The organism is Collimonas fungivorans, from assembly GCF_001584145.1.
GTDB lineage: Bacteria > Pseudomonadota > Gammaproteobacteria > Burkholderiales > Burkholderiaceae_D > Collimonas > Collimonas fungivorans.
Genome location: NZ_CP013232.1, coordinates 3,164,078 through 3,182,805, shown reverse-complemented (window position 1 = coordinate 3,182,805; position 18,728 = coordinate 3,164,078). Strand labels below are relative to the sequence as shown.

Genomic DNA, 18,728 nt, shown 5'->3' with positions numbered 1-18,728 from the left:
TGTAAAAAACGCTAAACAAAATCTGATTCTCGAGGATGTATTGGGTAGAGGCTGCAAGATGCACTAATTTGCTGGCCGTTATTGCTCAATGGAAATTATTTTCGAGGATTAAAACATGGTCGCCATCGTCACTGGTAATGGTTTGGGTTTGCAGTCCGGTACCGCGTCGGGTCTTGGACAAAAAATTCAAATAGGCAATGCCGCCTTGGGACAGTCTGGCGAACAGGTCTATGTCAATGCCAGTAACGGCAATCTGCTGCTGCAGGACCGCGATCAGTTCTTGAGCGGGACCGGTGTCAATAGCGAGATTTTCCGCAGCTATAACAGCCAGGGCAAGCTTACCGGCGATAACTGGCAACCCGGCGCGGCGCCCGTCTTGTCTTTACTGACCGGTGTCGTCAATACTGCCGGCAGCACCATCCAAAGGATAGACTGGGATGGCAGCGCCATTACCTATACTTTTGACGCCAGCAGAAATAGCTACCTCGCTTCCAGTGGCACAGGCGCGCGGGCGACACTCGCTTTTGACGCCGCGAGCAATAACTGGACATATCACGACGGCAAAAACCAGATCAGCGAAACCTACGACAGCCTGCAACGCCTGACAATCAAGAGCGACCGCGACGGCAACAATGTAGTGTATCAATATAACAGCGCCGGCAAGCTGGCGCAGGTGACTACCGCAGCTGGAGAAATCACCTATCTGGATTACAGCGGCGGCAACCTGACGCAGATCCGTACGGCCTATCAGGAGATTGTCTACGGACGGCAAGTCGTCTCTGTTCTCACTGCCACGCGTTATACATATGATGCGCAAAACCGTCTCAGCACCGTGACGCTTGACGCAAATCCAACGCAACGGCCAGCCCCGGACGCGCCTCCTCCGCCCGACCGCGGGGTCTACACGACGACTTATACCTACGATGGCGACAGCAACCGGATTGCCTCGATTGCGCAGTCAGACGGATCGCAGGTGGCATTTACCTATGTTTTGGCGGGCGGCGACTACCGCGTCGCCACCGTCGCGCAGACTAGCGATGCAGGCGTTGTGCGGCTCACCGCGCTGGAGTACGGCAGCAGCTTTGCGCCGAATGGAGACCCGGCTGGAAGCACGACAACGATCACGGATCCGTTCGGCTTGAAGACGACCTTGATCTCCGATAGCCAGGGCAGGTTGATCCAGACATCCGGACCAGGAGACACGGAATACAAACAGTTCAAATACGATGATAGCGGCAATGTTACGCAGGTTGTAAACAGCGACACGCCGCCGGATGATTTTACCTACGATGGCAATGGCAACCTGATTGTTGTCAAAGACCACCAAGGCACCGTCACCACGCGCACATTCGGAGCCGACAATGAACTGTTGACCGAAACAGTGCAGGTCCCGGATTCGCTGGGCGGGCAAACAACCACCAAGCGTTATGCCTACGACGCGCACGATCACCTGCGTTTTACGATCAGCGCGGAAGGCAGAGTCACTGAATATCGTTATAACGCCAGCGGCCAAAAAGTAACGGAAATCCGGTACAGCACTGTGCTCTATGATGTCGGCGCACTGCAAGTCAATACCGTTCCAAACGAAGCCGCATTGAACGCATGGGTTGCCGGCCTGGCCGACAACTCGCGGGTGATGCGGATTGACACCAGTTACGATTTCCGTGGCAATGTCTCCACCGTCAAGGAATTCGGCGCGATGCTGGCCAACGGCACGGAAAATGCTCCGGGAGAATATGCCCCCGGCAATCCTCAGGAGGTCCGCAGCGGTGGGAGCACTCAGACCGACTATATTTATGACCAGTTTGGTCGCCTGTTGCAAAAGATAGGAGTCGACAGAGAGCTGTATAGCTACGATGGCTTGGGCCGAGTGTTATCGACCTCCCGCGCCAACGGTTATTCAGCGCGCTATCAGTATGACGACGGCAAGCACCAGACGATTGTGAGCTTCGGCAACGGACTGACGCAGATCTCGACCTACAACGGCGCCGGAGAACTGATTGCGTTGACACAATCGTCGTCGGGAACTTTGCTGTCCCAGGTTCTGCATGCTTATGACGCCGACGGCCGCTTGCGTATGGATGTAGACGCAAATGGACAGAAAACCCATTACCTGTACGACAAGAGCGGTCAGCGTGTCGCCAAGATCGATCCTGACGGTGCGCTTACCGAATACCGTTATGACAGCAAGCAGCGTCATCTGGTCAGCACGATCAGATATGCCACTCTGCTCAGTGCGGCCCAGCTGGCGACACTGATCGATGACGGCGGACGGCCGGTGGATGTGGCCGGGCCGGGTTCGGGCCTGGACAATGCCAATCTAAGGCCCGCAGCATCCATGCAGGATCGTACGCAATGGAATTTTTATCGTGGTGTTTCCGAAAACGACCCCGACGGCAGCATACTTGACCGCACCGTGGATGCTGATGGCGCAGTGACCGGATATCGCTACGACGGCAACGGCCGCGTTGTGTCGATGACCTTGTATGCGCATCGTCTTGACGTCAGCCTTCCACCTGGTTCATCGACATCGACTGTAGCAGCAGATGCTGCCAATGACCGTACCACGCGTTACTTCTACGACAAAGACGGGTTACTGCAGGCTACGCTCAATGGCGAGGGGTATTTGACGGAGTACCGTTATGATGCCGCTGGCCGGAAAGTTGCCTCTATTGCCTACGCGGCTGTCACGTCAGAGGAATTGCGCATCGCAGGCACGCTGGCCGATCTCAGGCCGGGTTCTAGTGCCGACGATATCCGCCATTATTACCAGTACGACGGTCGCGGCAAGCTGGTGGCCGAGGTCGATGGCGAAGGTGCCGTGACCACATACACTCACAACGGCAACACGATAGAACAGTTTCAAAGCATGGCCAAGGTGGACGTATCACTCTGGTTATTGAGCGGCAACGTCGATAGCAATGGCCGGATTCTCCCTGTCGTAGAGCTGGGCAGCCCGGATTGGGCGGCAATTCGCGACATTGCACTGGCGCCTGGCGTCGAACTGCGTAAAACCGTCTATGACTATAACGCGGATGGGAAGCTCCTCATGCGCACCAGCTTCGACGTGGCCTCCGGCAATCTTACCGGTGTCGATAGCTACGGCTATGACGGCATGGGCAATTTGTACGTGGAGATGCTGGGAAATGTGACCACCAGGCGCAGCATCAATCGTCGTTACGATGCACAGAATCGTTTGATCGGCTTGCTCTCCGGCGAGGGCTCTGCCGCCTTGGCCGCAATGGGCGACACCTACAGCCAGGAAAAGGTCGATGCTATCTGGGCCAGCTACGGCACGCGCTACAGCTATGATGCCGCCGGTCGATTGATCTCGCAGACGGACCCCAGCGGCAATACCACGCTCACTTATTACAATATCAGCGGGCATGTCAGCCATACCGTCAACGCCCTAGGCGAGGTGGCGCAGTTCGACTACGATGCCTTCGGCGAGCGCACCCGGCAAACCGTCTATGGCGCGCGGCTGGATGCGGCCACCTTGGCCAAGCTCGCTGGCGGGCAATTGACGGCGGCGCTACAGGCGACATTTGCGGCACTGGGCGCCGACAACTCAGCCAGCGTTACCGACTATCAATACAACAATGCCGGCGAGATCGTGAAGCAGACTGATGCGCTCGGCGTGGAGACCAGCTATAGCTATAACAGCGCCGGCCAACGGATTTCAACGACGGTCAATACGGATAAGACCAATGCGGCAAGCGGCCAGCGTATCGACACGATCGGTTACGATCGTCTGGGCCAGATCATTTTGCAAACCAAAGATGCGGGAGACTTGAACCTGGTCACTCAAGCCTCGTACGACGCTTTTGGCCGTACGGTAGAGACTGTCGACGCTAACGGCGTTGTTCGCAGCCAAGGCTACGACCGTCAGGGCAATGTGGTTGTCGTCACCGATGGCCTGGGCAACAAATCGCAAATGACGTATGACGCGTTTAACAGTGTGCTGACCAGCACCGACAAGACCGGGCATACCACAACTTACGCGTACAGCCCGTTCAAGCGCGATGTGACGGTGACTACCGCGGAAGGCATTGTCACGACCACCAGTGTGAACGAGTTCGGCGACATCATCAAGATCACCGACGGCCGCGGGATCAGCAGCACTTATCAATACGATCATAACGGCAAACTCATCGGTAGTACGAAAGCGGCAGGCACCGATGCGGCAGCGACTGTGACCAGCACTTATGACGGGGCCGGTCATCTGATTGCGACGACGGATGCCAGGGGGATCCAGACCACCTATACCTACGATGCCGCCAACCGGGTGTTGACGCGGACATTCGATACCGCCGATTTAAACTATAAGACGACCTACGGCTATGACGCCAAGGGACAGATGGTCAGCGTGACGGATCCTAATGGCGTACTCACCACGACTCAGTACGACAAACTGGGACAAAAGATCGTCGTCATCGTGGATGCCGGTGCAGGTAAGCTGAATCTGACGACCATCTTTGCCTATGATGGCGTAGGCAATCAGTTAACAGTCACTGAGGGCGTGGGCAGCACACAGCCAAGAGTGACCGAGTATGCCTACGACAAGGCGGGGCGGTTGTCGAGCAAGACCATCGATCCGGCGAATCTGAAATTGCTCACTGAATACGAATACGACGGTAACGGCAATGTAGTGCTGGTGCGTCAAAACAATGAGCCGGTGCCGACCCGTTATGCCTACGATGCGGAAGGCAGAGTGGTGTATGTGGTCAATCAAAACGGGGAAGTCACCCAGACCGGCTACGACGCTGCGGGGCGCGTGACCGCAAAAATAGCACTTGCTGCGAGTATCAATCTGCCGGCAGGCGCTGCATCTGTGCAGGACATTATCGATCTGATTGCCGCGCAGCCGGCATCGGTGCGCGCTGATGACCATGTGACGCAGTATGCCTACGATGCCGATGGGCGTTTGCGTTATACAGTCAATGGCATGAACTATGTTACTGAACAGGTCTATGACAAAGCCGGTAATGTCGTCAGCATCACGGCGTATGCGACGTCGATTGCGGCGACGGTTGCGATTGACGGTGCAGCCATTGCGGCGGCACTGGCCGCGCAGGCACCGGCGTCCCATGCGGCAGATCGTACAACGCGGACACTTTATGATGCGGCCAATCGTCCCGTGTTTAGCATCAATGCCATGGGGTACGTTACACAAAACACGTACGACGCCAATGGTAATTTGATGCACCAGACAGTGCACGGTTATCCCTATACAGAAAAAGCCAATCCTACACCAGCAGATCTGGATGCGTGGGGTACTAAAATCGCCAATACCTGGGGCATGATTCTCCCCTCGACGACGAGCTGGATTTATGATGGCGCCAATCGTCCCCGTTTCATTATCGACAGTCTGACTTATTTTACAGAGAACCGGTACGACGCCAATAATCATATCATTCAGGCGTTGAAGTACGCGCCCTATGGCAGCAACAACAACCGTTATAAGAGTTATCTGCAATGGACGACGACGGATAAGCCCTATTTACCCGCTGAATCGGCGCTCACCTATTATCGTTATGATGGCGCCGGCCGTCCCGTTGGCATCACCGACCCGACGGGAGTTATGACACGTTATGAGCTCGATGGTCTGGGTAATGCTGTCAACACGTATATAGCAGATGGCACGGCAGCGCAAACCGTCACCCATGCTATTTACGATACGGTTGGTCGGAAGATTGAAGAGACGCGTGCCTGGGGTACTGCAATCGCCAGCACCAGCCGTTATTCTTATAACGCGCAGGGATTGCTGACGGCCCAATACGATCCACGTGCAGTCGAGTTGGCGGAACAGGATACCGATTGGGCATTGGCCCAGCGCAAGGCGGCCGGTTTGGTGGACGCTAGCGGAAATGGCTTAAAGGCGGTGGCACTGGATGCGACGCAAAAAGCCTTGCTGATGAACCGTTATGTCAAGGCGACCAGCTACGATGTGCTGGGCCGCGTGGCGCGCACCTGGACGGCGACGGATCCGTCAGGCATTGCAACTTCCTACGACGCCTTCGGCAACGTCGCCTCTGTAACGCAGGGCGCGCGCACAACCGTTTTTAGCTACAACAAGTCCAATAAGAATACATTACAGACGACAGGAGACGGCGCGGTCGTACAGACTGCCTACAGTGCCTTTGGGGATCCGGTGACGGTCACGCAATACTATAACGCCGCAGTAGCAGGCACACTACCGACTGCCAGTCCCCGTGACGCTGTTACTCAGCTGGAATACGACAAGCTCGGTCGTCTAGTGAAATCTACCGACGCTGAAGGCTTTAATGAGCTTTATGATTACGGGGCGCGTGGCAAGCGTATCAGCTATACCAATAAATCCGGTAGTCTGTTCCGCTATGAATACGACAGGGATGGCAATCTAACGACGGAGTATCTGCCGAATAATACGCATAACAATTACGGGTATGATGCCTTTGGCAACGTGGCGTGGAAAGTAGAGAATGACAATGCTGGCACTCCCAGTAGCTCCACGTCATATGGATACGACAAACTAGGCCACGTTACAATCATTGCAGGCCGACCAGTGACGGTGACGTCGGCTACAGGTAGCACTAGCACGGCAACGCCGATACAGCGCTTTACATATGATGCGCGCGGCAACCAGACCAGTGCCACGGATGCCAATGGCAATACCAGCTATCAGTATTACGATGCATTAAACCGCAAGATTGGCGATATCAGTGCGATCGGCACCTACACCAGCTATGTGTATGACAGCGCCGGTAATGTGGTGACGACGCGCGTCTATGCGGTGCCGGTCACGGTCACTACGCCAGATACAACGCCCGCGGCGCCGACCAATCTGACCGGTATGCGCGAAACCAACAATGTCTACGATGCCAGCAACCGTCTGATCGAATCGCGCATCATGAACGTCGGGACCGGGCAGTTTTATGCCGATGCGAAAGATCCGAACAATCCGGGCCGTCCGGGGATGTATTACATCGACAGCGAAAGTACGATCGTTCGCAGATGGACGTATGACACACGCGGCAATGCGATCAGCAGCATCGATCCCAACGGCAATCAGGTCTTCAGTTTTTATGACGTCAATGGCAAGAAGGTATTGGACATTGATGCGCAGGGTTATGGCACAGCCTGGGTCCGCGATTTATTCGGCAATGTGACCGAACAGCGCCAGTACGCGTTACGCTATACCGACGCCTTCACCAGCAGCAGTGATCCGCAATCCATCATCAACGCTTGGGCGCGCAGCGGCGACGATCGCATTACGCAATATGCCTGGGACCGTAACAGCCGTCTCACGAGCGAAACCCGCACGGGCGTCGATTACGCCACGGTGGACAACAGCGGCGCCATGACCGAAGTCAAGGGCGGCAATGCCATCACCAGTTACCAATATGATGGCGACGGCCATCTGTTGCATAAAACCGATGCCAATGGCAGCCAGTCGGATTTTACCTACGATAAGATGGGGCACTTGAGCAGCCAGATGTTGCCGCAATTCGTCGACTATCTGAACCGGCAAGTGCGCAGCACGACCTTGTTTGAATACGACAGCCTGAACCATCTCACCAAAGAAACCCTGAAGGGTGCGACTGCGGCCGAGGATCGCATCACGGTCTACACGTATGGCACCGATGGCCGCATGGCCAGTAAAACGGATGCGGTCGGTACCGTCACAAGCTACGGCTACGATGTGAACGGCAATACCGTGCAAACCAGTTTTATACGGCTGGACGCCAGCGGCAACAAGATCAAGGACACGACGCGCATCAGCTACGACGTAGCTAACCGGGAAATTTCGCGCAACACGCAAAGTACCGATCCCGACACCGGCAGGCTGCTGTATGGCGACACCACCACCGAGATGCAATACAACACCTTCGGCGAGGTCACTGGACGCCGTACCAACGGCGGCGGCGCAAATGGTCAGTGGCAGCAGTACGCGCAATACGACAACGCCGGGCGGGTGATGCGCTCGAACTTCGATGGCGGCATGAGTCACTTGTACATGTACGACAAGAACGGCAATGCGACTCTCAAAATGGAGTCGATGACGACCGATCTGCGCATCGAGGTGATCGCCACCGTCGCCGACCTGCAGAAACTTGTGCAAGAAGTTCAGCTGAATCAAACGTTCACGCGCTATGACGCGCGCAATCAGGTGATTCAGATCATGCAGCCTAAAGTGTCTGCGGGTGCGCCGCAAATCACTTTCAGGCCGATTGACGTTCCTATCGACGGCGGCACGTTTGCCAATACGGAAGTATGGCTGGGCGGCAGTATCAAGCGCCCGGCTGGCCCGGTGCCGGGACCGGCCAATCCTAGTGCTGGAGAAGGCGCCATTCTTGCTGGATCGGGCGGTAGCGCCAGTGTTTCCGCTGATTGGGCAGTCACCAAAAAAAGTTTTAGCGGCACGGATGGCGTTGCGGTCAATTCCCTTTCGATCAATGTGCCGGACCTGACGGCGATATATGGGGCGTACCGGATAGAGGCGCGTGTCAGCTACACTGTCTCCGGCCAGCTTTGGCAGTATAGAAATATTGGAGGGGGGGATGCCCAATATATTGGCGAACTAAAATCGTTTAACAAATCCGGTGCCGCAAGCTCGGGTTCGGTGCCTGGCAGCCCACGGTCGCTTTCTGTGGATATCAGTTATTTTAGTGGTGCGCAAGCGGGCGATCCAGTGGGGGACGGCGATCTGGTCAATGCCTGGGGACCGCAGCAACTGGCAGGCGGAAGCGGCGTCAATTTTTCCTACACGGTGGAATTCTATGTGACGCCCGAAAGCACTGGTGGTAAGCCGCAGTTCATCGGTTCCATCGACAAGACGGCGCAGCTTTTTGGGTCGGTGGATACGAGCGTCTATCATGCGGAGAGTGATAGCAGTCCGACCGTGTATAGCGACATACGCTATACAGCAGCTGTGGATGGTTTAAACAGTACGCAGGCTTTGTCGCTGGGCTCGCACACCACCTATCCTTTGGCGACCTCCTCAATGATCGGAGGGAGCGCCGCACCCGTGTTGCGGATCAAATTACCGGATCTGAGCCAGCTTTATGGCAATTATCGCGTTGTCGTTGATCTCCAGTATGCGATCGCAGACAAGCTTCTGGGGGGAAGTACTAACAATGTCAGCAAAACCGTCGATGCCGGCGGTATGACCGACACAATCGATATTGCGCTGACGGATGGCAGTCCAGGCTTTCTGGGTGCGTATACCGCCACGGTGCGGCTGGTTGCCAACAATAATCCCAATGATTCCTCTGTCCTGGTAACGCTGGCCAATAGTCTGGGTTATAGCAGTCATTACGATTACAAGAAACTGACGCTGCCCGGCTATCAAGAAAAGAAAATCACTGCGAGCGTCAGCGCCGCGGGGCCAGTAATGTCTGTCACTCTGCCGGACCTGACAGACATGTATGGCGACTATACCGTTGATGCCGTCGTCACCTATAACAATCAGTCTGCGTTCGAAGGGCAAACCACCGTAGGTGGCGATATTGTGACCACTGTGTCGCAGGACCATGCCGTCACCTCTCTGTCGATTCCGCTGACAGTGCAGAGAATATCGACTGCTGCGGGCAATGGCATTTATCAGTATTCGGTGGCAATTCGCCTGACCCCTAAAAACAATCCTGGTCAGTCATTCATTCTGGCGACCTTGAAGAATTATGGTGCAGCGTCTTCCGAAGCGACAATAGTAAAAGCCAGCAGCCAGATCCGTCTGGCCAATGCAACGTTGCCGGCCGGCGCAACCGGCACGGCCTATTATCGTCCTTTGGGTTCCGGCGCAGCGTTTAATCCGTTGCCAAAGAGCGCCAACAGTCCCGCCGGTTCCTGGACGGCTGACGTCGATGCCCTGGCCGATGGCCAATATGAGGTGGTTTTTATTGCCACCGGTCTTGACGGTAATGAAGCAAATGCACTATTGCGCCGTGATCAATACACGATGACCCTTTCAAAGGGAGGGATATCGAGCCTGACAGCTGACCCGATTCCCGCCAGGGATCTGTACGCCGATGCGCATGGAAATTTCCAATACGACGTTACCGGCACGTATCTATGGCAGTCGCCGCAAGTGCTGACTGCCTATAATCTGCAGAGCACAGACCGGCAATTGGCCGACGCCGTGCAACTACGTGTGCGTCCTGCGGGGTCGCAGACATGGATTTATCCCTTGGGACAGGCGCCGGTACAACGGGATCCTGCGACCGGTGCCTTTAAATTCGACCTCAGCAGCCTGGCCGGCAATATGGACGTGGAGCTGGCCTTGTTCAAGGGAGGTGCGGTACTGGATACCTTGACATCGACCGTCGCTTTCTCGGGCGGCATTGCGCCGGCATTTAATTTCGGGTTTTTGCGCGATAAAAAAACCTCGATCACTTTTAATGGGCTGGTACCCAATACCGAGTACATACGGGTCAAGTACAACATCACTGTGGATGGTACGGTTAAAACCATTAACAAGACCATCCGCAAAAACGGCAGCGGTGAATTTATCTGGGACACCAGCGACCCTGCCAACGAGGGCGGCAGCCTGACGCCGGATCCTTATCAGGCCTATACCTACGACATCGTCTTCAATGGTTACGATGCCTACGGCACGGTCTTGTCCATGGGTAAAGGAACGGTCAATCTGGGTGGCCCGATCGAAACTGCCGGCGGACACAATTTTATATTGACAGGAAGCGAGCATCCCGTCGTAATCGAGTTTGTGCCCAGGGCCATTGGTGACGGGCCGCAGCAAGGTGCATTGCTGACCAATGCCAGCAAGCTTAATCTTTATTTCCGCCGTACGCCCAAGACCCAGGCCGACTACGAGCGGCCGATGACGCTGGTGACGCTCACCCGCAACGGCGAAGGACGTTTCCTGTTTAATGCCACCGAGTACGGTTTGCCGGCGGATACTGAATACGAGTATCGATATGAAGCCGTCGACAGTGCCGGCACGGTGCTGGTGGAGCGCAGCAGTTACTTTGATACGCGCACCCGCACCAACCCGGCCACCAATACCGACATCATCGGCGTCATCACCGAGACCAACAAGGACATGACGATCGACCGTTATGAACGGTATAACGCTTTCGGTGAAGTCAGTGCAGAACGGGACGGACGCGGAAACTGGACTGACCTTTATTACAACGCCCAAGGCAAGCTGATCAAGAAGCAGCAGGCCGAGGTGATGATCACGCTGGCCAATGGCTTTCAGAAGGTCATGCGGCCTGAAACGCTGTTCTCCTATGACCGCACCGGCAATCTGCTGGGCATGAAGGATGCCAATGGCAATCTGACCACCCAGCAATGGAACTACGGTACAGGCAAGGTCGCAGCCAGCTGGGACGCCGCACGTTACAGCAAAACATCGCAGTACGATCAACTTGGCAACCTGCGCATCCAGAGCGACGAGTTGCAGCAGCAGACCAGCTATGACTATGACAATCTGGGGCGGCTGAAAGTCGTTACGCGCGGCACCGGCGCCCAGACCAGCATCGACAAGTACAATTACGATGAGGCCGGCAATCGCATCAGCACCATCAATACCCTGACCGGGCAAAGCAATACCTACTATGACGGTGACGGGCGTGTCATCCATACGGTCAGCGCGGAAGGGCGTGCCGTCTGGTACCAATATACCTGGAATAGCAGCATCGTCAGTGTTGGCGGCACTGTCAGCGGCGGCTGGCAAAAAGTCACCACCGATGCCAACGGCCACACGTTGACCGACAACATCGATACCTTCGGTCGCGTCACCTGGCATCAGGACATGGGCGGACGCACCACCAGTTATGCGTATAACTGGGCGGGCCTGCTGGCCAGCGAAACCAGCAGCGCCGGGAAAAATATCGTCTACGACTATTACAGCAATGGCCTGGTCTGGACCATCAAGGACAACGGCACCGGCAAGATCGCTTTCTACGAATACGACGGCGACGGCAATCGCACCTATGAAAGCTATCGCTCCGTCACCGATGCCTATGTTTATACGCAGGCGCGTGTCGTCTATGATGCCTTGAACCGCGTCACCAGCATCAACGACCTGCTCTATAGCGTTACCTATGAGTACGATGCCGTGGGTAACCGCCGGCACATGGCGGCGACCTACCACGACTACGTGCAAAATACCAAGCAAAGCCAGGATTACTGGTATGCCTATGACGGTTTGAACCGGTTCACGGTGACAATGGGGCAACTGTCGGGCGCGCGCGCCACGAGTGCGGACGACGCCAGCGTGACGGTGGTGGCAGGTAGCAACGGGGGCGATGGTGTCTATTTGGCTTACGATGCTGCTGGCCAGCGCAAGCTGGCGACCTATGCCAGCGACGGCAGAACCGAACTGTACAATTACGATGCACTCGGTTACCTGACGACGCAAACCATCAATGGCGTCAAGACCAGCGAACGCACCAACGATCAGCTGGGACGGGTGACCAATTACGCCGAATGGCTGGCGGACGGCAGCAAGCAGGTCACCAACCTGGTAAAAACCTATGACGCGGATGGCCTGCAAAAGACCGAGCGCGACACCATTAACGCCAGCACCACTACCTATACGCGCTTGGCGGATGGCACGCTGAGCCAGGTCAAGGTTGTTCCCGACGATGCCGACAAGAGTACCACCATGACCATGAACTATGCCTACGAATGGTGGGATGGCGCCAAGCAGAGCAAGATCACTTCGCAAGGCACGAATCCGAACGCACCGGGCTGGAAACCGGCCAACAGCTTGTTCAATTACGATGTCAACGGCAATCTCAAGGCGACTTTTGATGACGGCGGCGGCGAACTGGCCAAACAGCGCGCGTTTAGCTACGAAACTGATCAGCAAGGGCAGATCCTGCGGCGTAATGAATTGGGCGGCGTTACTATCAACGCCAATGATCAGGTCACCGGCGCCAGCACTGACCGCATTCACAATTTCTATTATCTGAACGGCCATCGCATTGGCAATGTAGGTAACGACGGCATTGAGAAGATTGATTATGTGAAGGAACTGGCCGGTAAACTGGACAAGGGTAATGACAATACCTACAAGATCTTCACGCCGATCAGCGCCGTCGATTTTGATGAAAATTATATGAAGATCAGCGGCAATTATCCGGCAATGAGTGCGGATAGCTGGACGGTCAGGGAAGGTGATACGCTGCAAAGCATCGCTGCTGCGATGTGGGGCGACAGCAGCTTGTGGTACATCATCGCCGACGCCAACGGCTTGAAGGGCGAGGATGTCCTGAAAGCCGGGCAGGTGCTGAAGGTGCCGAACAATGTCGTCAACGTCCACAATACTGCGACCACGTTCAAACCTTATGATCCGGGACTGGCGATAGGTAATACGCAACCGACATTGCCGACGCCGCCACCACCGCCAGGCAAGGAAGGTTGCGGCGGAATCGGGACGATTATTGCCATTGTGGTGGCGATTGTGGCGACGGTGTTTACGGCTGGAGCAGCGGCGCTTGCCATGGGTGCTGTGGCCAGCGGTACTGGGATAATGACGGCAGGTATGGCGGTATTGGCGGGCAGTATCGGTGGCGTCGGTTTAGGCATGGCGGGAGTTGCCGCCGCAGCGATTGGCGGCGCAGTGGGTGCGGCCGCCGGCCAGGGTGCAATGATGGCCATGGGCATGCAAGACAGTTTCAATTGGAAAGGCGTCGCTCTGGGTGCAATAAGCGCTGGTGCTACGTCCGGCGTCGGATCGTATTTCAGCGCTGGTGCTGTCGTTGCGCCGACCGCGACAACTGCCAACGCGGCAAACGCTGCGGCGTCCAGCAGCATAAGTGCGGCTGACATCGCAAAAGCCTTCGGTCAAGGCGCGCTACGTAACGTTGCAGCACAAGGTATTGGTGTGGCGACTGGAGTGCAACAAAGTTTTGATTGGCGGGGCGTCGCCGTGTCAGCAATTGCTCAGGGAGTAGGGCAAGGTGTCGGGGCACAGATCAAAGGCTGGAGCCTTGATAGTAACGCGGCAATGGACAGTGCGATCAATGTGGGTGCCAGAAGTGTTGTTGCAGGTTTCGTGGGAGGTGTCGTCAGCACGGCAGCCAGAGGGGGAAGTTTAGGAAGAAATGTCGGCGCCATTACCATGGATGCAGTGGCGAGTACGATTGGTAATTCAGTTGTTGATAGCATTGCTGCTTCCAGCGTCCAGCCGAAAATTTATGGCCTAGATAACGGAGGTATATCAGCTGTCGAATTTATTGGACAGAGCGGTTCGAGTCAGCACGCGCTGGACGTTGCGCAACGGCAAGGGCAGGCAGACATAGAGTCAAGACTCTCAAGAGGGCCACTCTTTGCAAATAGCACAGGCGCTTCCGATCCGATTTACATTTCAGCTTCTGGTCAGCCGGATATTGTGATGCAACCAGGTCGTGCTTATGGGCAAGGCATAGTCTATAACACGGAAACAGAGACGATAGGTTATGCCGTTCCTATGCCGCCGCCGACAGACGTGCGACAGCTTGGCGAACTTAGCCCACAAGTCGTAAGTGAAGCCTCTTTGATGAGGCGATTCGCCGATGGCGCCGTTGGCGCCCTCAAAGGAGTGACGGTTGAACCACTTCTTCAAATACGAGATTTAGCTTTGGCCGGTACTTCCGTTGTTTATAACGAAGTCATTCGAAATAAGAATGATTCAATGTGGTTGCCTGAAATGAAAAGCGGGATTGCGGAGCAATACAGTCATGGTGCGTCACAATCTAGACTCCTATTGCAATCCAATTTTGTGACGGGCTCTGGAGTACTGAGCTACGATGCAACGACGGCGTTAATACATGGTCAATATGGTGATCTTGCGGAGATGGCTGGTGGTGTGGCTGGTGGATTTGCGCTTGGTAAGGCTACCCAAAAATATGGTGCATATGGGATTACAATCGAAGATATTGGCGCGACTGGACCGCTGGCTTCGCAGAGAGGCTCCGTTGGTTGGAAGTTGGTAGGGCCAAATAGCGCCGATGACGTGCCTCGAGAAACTGCCAAAATTGGTGATTTGTTGGCCACTCATGGTAAGACGATGAGTAATAGCGAATCGAATAGGCTCGTTAATAGCATGAAGACAGAAGGAATAAAGAATCCGCTTACGGTCACTGAAAACAACGGCAAACTATTTGTCCTTGATGGCAATAATAGATTGTTCGCGGCTCCGCGGGCTGGTATCAGTGAGGTCCCTATCGTCAGAGTCGAGCTTCCTTTTGGGGCGTACAAGAGTCCCACTGATCTTTTATTTACTCCGTGAGGATACTGAAGAATATGAATGACTTAATTAGCGCGAACATCATTAGTAGTAGAAATATCTTGTTAAACGGGGGAATCAATGATCATGTTGTACCTTGTCTGCAGGAGGTCCTTGGTAATTTAAGATCAATCTCGATCGAAAGTACGCGAAGAATAGTTGCTTATTGTGTTGTGGAAGTTCTTGAACAAATTAAGAATTCGGACTTCGTAAGTGCGGGGACGATTTTGAATCTGATACACAACTTGCCCTTAGATGAAAAAGGCGAAAAAGATTGGGACATCGACTATTTTTTGTCCGCGAAGCTAAATGGTTTTTTGGAAGATTTTGACACTGTTAAATCTGCGAGGAAGGTTGTGCTGTATGTTTGCAGCCAACTGTCTTTGAAATACTTGAGCTGACTGAGCACGGCGGCGGTGGGACGGCGAGGGCAGATACCGTCTCGAATAGGAAGCCCGTTCGCTAAATAATCCGGATCGGAGTGATCGGGGTCAAGAGATGGGGGTCAGATACCGTCTTGAATAGCAAGCCCGTTCGCTAAATAATTGGGATCGAAAAGAGATGGGGGTCAGATACCGTCTTGCATTGATGCATAACGTGAAGAAATTCACCCTCAATCTCGAGATCCAATTTTGAAGCAATGTGTCAATGCAAAGCCTGGCCCCCAAGTTTCCTTCATTCTTGAATACAATGTTTGAAGAATTATTAAATGGAAAGGAATTCATCGACGCTATATTGGAAATCTGATATGTTTCCCCATAAAAATATAGGGGATAAATCATGGGATTAAATATAAGCGAGTGGAAATCGTCGTTAGGTTTATACGTCCAGCAACGCTGCCGAATGGGGGAAAGATTGCGATTCAACTCAGCAGTAGTTGTTCCTCGTGACATTGCCTCGGTGAAGAAGAGTCCGTGAGTACGACAGGCCCGGCAGGCTGGCCGGAAGACTTTCCGTTCCGACCGCATCTGCGCTTCTGCACGCTGGGCAACGAGAACGTGACGGAGGTTATGGAGAGCTTTCGCATTGCGTGCGAACAGCTGGGGTACTCAACCAGCATCGAAGCCGCACCCAGCGTAGACAATGCCGACATCAACCTTTTCTTTTTCGCGATGGGTCTTGGTTTGCCTTCCGATGCGGAACTGCCACTGAACACCATCGTTGTCAATTTTGAGCCTGGCCTGCCTGAATTATTGGCAGACATGCCCGGCTATCGCCACTTGCTCCAGCGCGCATGGGTCTGGGAGTACAGCCTTGATAATCTGAAGCATCACCAAGCTCTGGGGATACTCAAGTCTGACTATGTACCCCTGACTTTCGAGCCGAAGGCGACGCCCATCGTGCCCGAAGATCAAGTACTGAGCGACGATCAGCAGGACATCGATGTCATCTTCTTCGGTGAAACCATGCCCCGTCGGCTTTCCATTCTGAGCGAGCTAGAGTCGCACGGGCTTCGAGTTGCCTATCCGATAGGAACGGCCTGGACGCCGGCGCAGCGCGATGCCTTGCTACCGCGTGCAAAGGTCGCCTTGAACATGCGCAAGGCCGATCACACAAGCACTGCAGAATTGCCGCGCCTGTCCATCCTGTTGCGCAACCGCAAAGCAGTCGTGTCAGAGCTTTACCCGCATTCCGAGATACCACCCGTGCTGCGCGACGCCGTCGATGGCTGCTCGTACAACGAACTCGTCAAGCGAGTGCATGCGCTGCTGGCCGACGCCCCGCGGCGGCGCATGCTCGAGAAGGCCGGCCCTCTCGCGTTGCTTGGCTTGACGCCACAGAAAGAGATTTTGGCCGGTGCAATGCACCGTTATGTTGCAGCAGTCCGTCAGCGCCTGTAGCGCAAACCGTCTGCAGATGTATGAGGCGCTGAGCCGAATATTGCTCGCCATACGCTGATCGGTTCGATGGCAAGCAAAGCTGGTCAAGCTCGATCCGCTTAAGCAGGCAGCTATCATGGCGTACTTGCGCAAGCTAGAGACGGTCGGGTAGGGTGATCCTATGTTCTGGTATCGTTGCTGTCATTCGTCAAATCAAACTAAACCAAACTACACCATTCCATGATCGTCATCAGTCTATTAAGCAATACAACATCGGCGAGCTTTACCAACCATCGCTGGTACTGCGAACAGCATGGCTATCGTCATGTGGTGATTGATACCTCCTGCATTCCGGCTAACAGGCAGCATCAAGCCATATTGAAATATCAGGTTTTACTTCGTACGCTACGCGAAGCTGAGCCGGAGGCGCTAGTGGCGTTGCTGAGTGAAGACAGTGCGATAGTGCGGGCCCATCCATTGCCTGAATTGATGGAAGGCCGCAGCTATCTGCTGGTTGTGACCGATGGGCAGCTTCCGCAAGCTGACGTGACTATTTGGCGCAACACTGGCGAGGTTCGCGAGATGGTTTCGCAGATCACGAATGCCTGCAAATTTGGCTCCGGGTTTGAAAGCGAAGCTCAAGTCTTGGGAAGGTGGCCCTCGGTGCATTTCAGCTCGCAGATAGGCAACTGCCTGCCGGCGATGATCAGTAAAGTCGATGCCGATCCGGCTTGGGCGAGAATCCCCACATTTTCTTTAAGCTTTGACGATCCACTGACAAATGCTGCCGGCAAGGGTGTTTCTCCACGCTTTCGAGAAACGCTGATCGAACATGTCAACGCCAATTTGATGGAGGGAAAACAGCTGTTTTCTACCACTATGCAACCCGATACCGAGGCTCGTGAGGCGCATAGTACTTATAATCCGGGCTCGTCCATTGCATTGGTCATGCTTTACACTCCGAACATTTCTATCTATGGGGAAATCGCCGAACGAAACCTGCGGCGTTACTGCGATCGTCACAACTACACTCTGCATATCCATCGCTCGGTCCCGGCGGAATTACAGCTTGCCGCGAGCGGAAACTGGGTCAAGCCTTGGCTGCTCAATACGTATATTTCTTCCCATGAGTGGGTATTCTGGATTGACGCAGATGTACTGGTGACTGATCAGGGCCGCAAGCTTGAGCCCTTGCTGTCACAGCGTGAAAGGGTGCTTGCGCAGGATGTGAGCTGGAATATGAACTCCGGAATCATGGGATTTCGCAACACCCCTGAAAATGCGGCATTGTTAACGGGACTCATGGATGACATCCGGGCGGTGGCGGACAAATCGTCTGTATATGCCAGTCAAGGCGACCAGTATTTTTTCATCCAGGCTTTGCTAAGGGCAGGCATGCTGAACGATGCAGACGTGCTGGACATAACCACCATCAATACCCCTTGGTTCATGAAACAGCCGGATACTTTTATGACCCATTATTTCCATATGTGGCCCCAAATTCGAGCGATGATGATGGAGCGAGACGATATGTCTTGCGCTTAGTTATTTTATAGATCGAGTTTTGACTGCAAAACGCCGCATAACCAGATGTTTTATTGGTTTGCGGCGTTTTTTGTTGATTTGCTAAAAATCAATTGCCCGGTTTAAGGTTGACGGCAGCGATTCGTTTCTGCGTCACGCTCATCTCTATT

The 18,728-nt window shown here is 54.5% G+C and carries 3 protein-coding genes; all 3 read left to right on the top strand.

Annotation, left to right across the window (positions count from 1 at the left end):
* Positions 1–115 precede the first annotated feature (115 nt).
* The 3 genes from CFter6_RS13550 (at position 116) to CFter6_RS13535 (ending at position 18,579) form a co-directional block, all read left to right on the top strand.
* The gene (locus CFter6_RS13550; protein WP_061540383.1) at positions 116–15,217 is read left to right on the top strand and encodes a LysM peptidoglycan-binding domain-containing protein; all 15,102 of its coding nucleotides are present in this window, start codon (positions 116–118) and stop codon (positions 15,215–15,217) included.
* Positions 15,218–16,128: 911 nt separating this feature from the next.
* Positions 16,129–17,055: a CgeB family protein gene (locus CFter6_RS13540; protein ID WP_150118764.1), complete on the top strand. Its 927-nt coding sequence runs from the start codon at positions 16,129–16,131 to the stop codon at positions 17,053–17,055.
* A 219-nt stretch (positions 17,056–17,274) separates the two neighbouring features.
* Positions 17,275–18,579, top strand: a complete 1,305-nt coding sequence (locus CFter6_RS13535; RefSeq protein WP_061540380.1) for a glycosyltransferase family protein — start codon at positions 17,275–17,277, stop codon at positions 18,577–18,579.
* Positions 18,580–18,728 lie beyond the last annotated feature (149 nt).

Coding starts and splice junctions, on each gene's coding strand:
- CFter6_RS13550 (WP_061540383.1), top strand. CDS start 116: ATGGTCGCCATCGTCACTGGTAATGGTTTGGGTTTGCAGTCCGGTACC.
- CFter6_RS13535 (WP_061540380.1), top strand. CDS start 17,275: ATGATCGTCATCAGTCTATTAAGCAATACAACATCGGCGAGCTTTACC.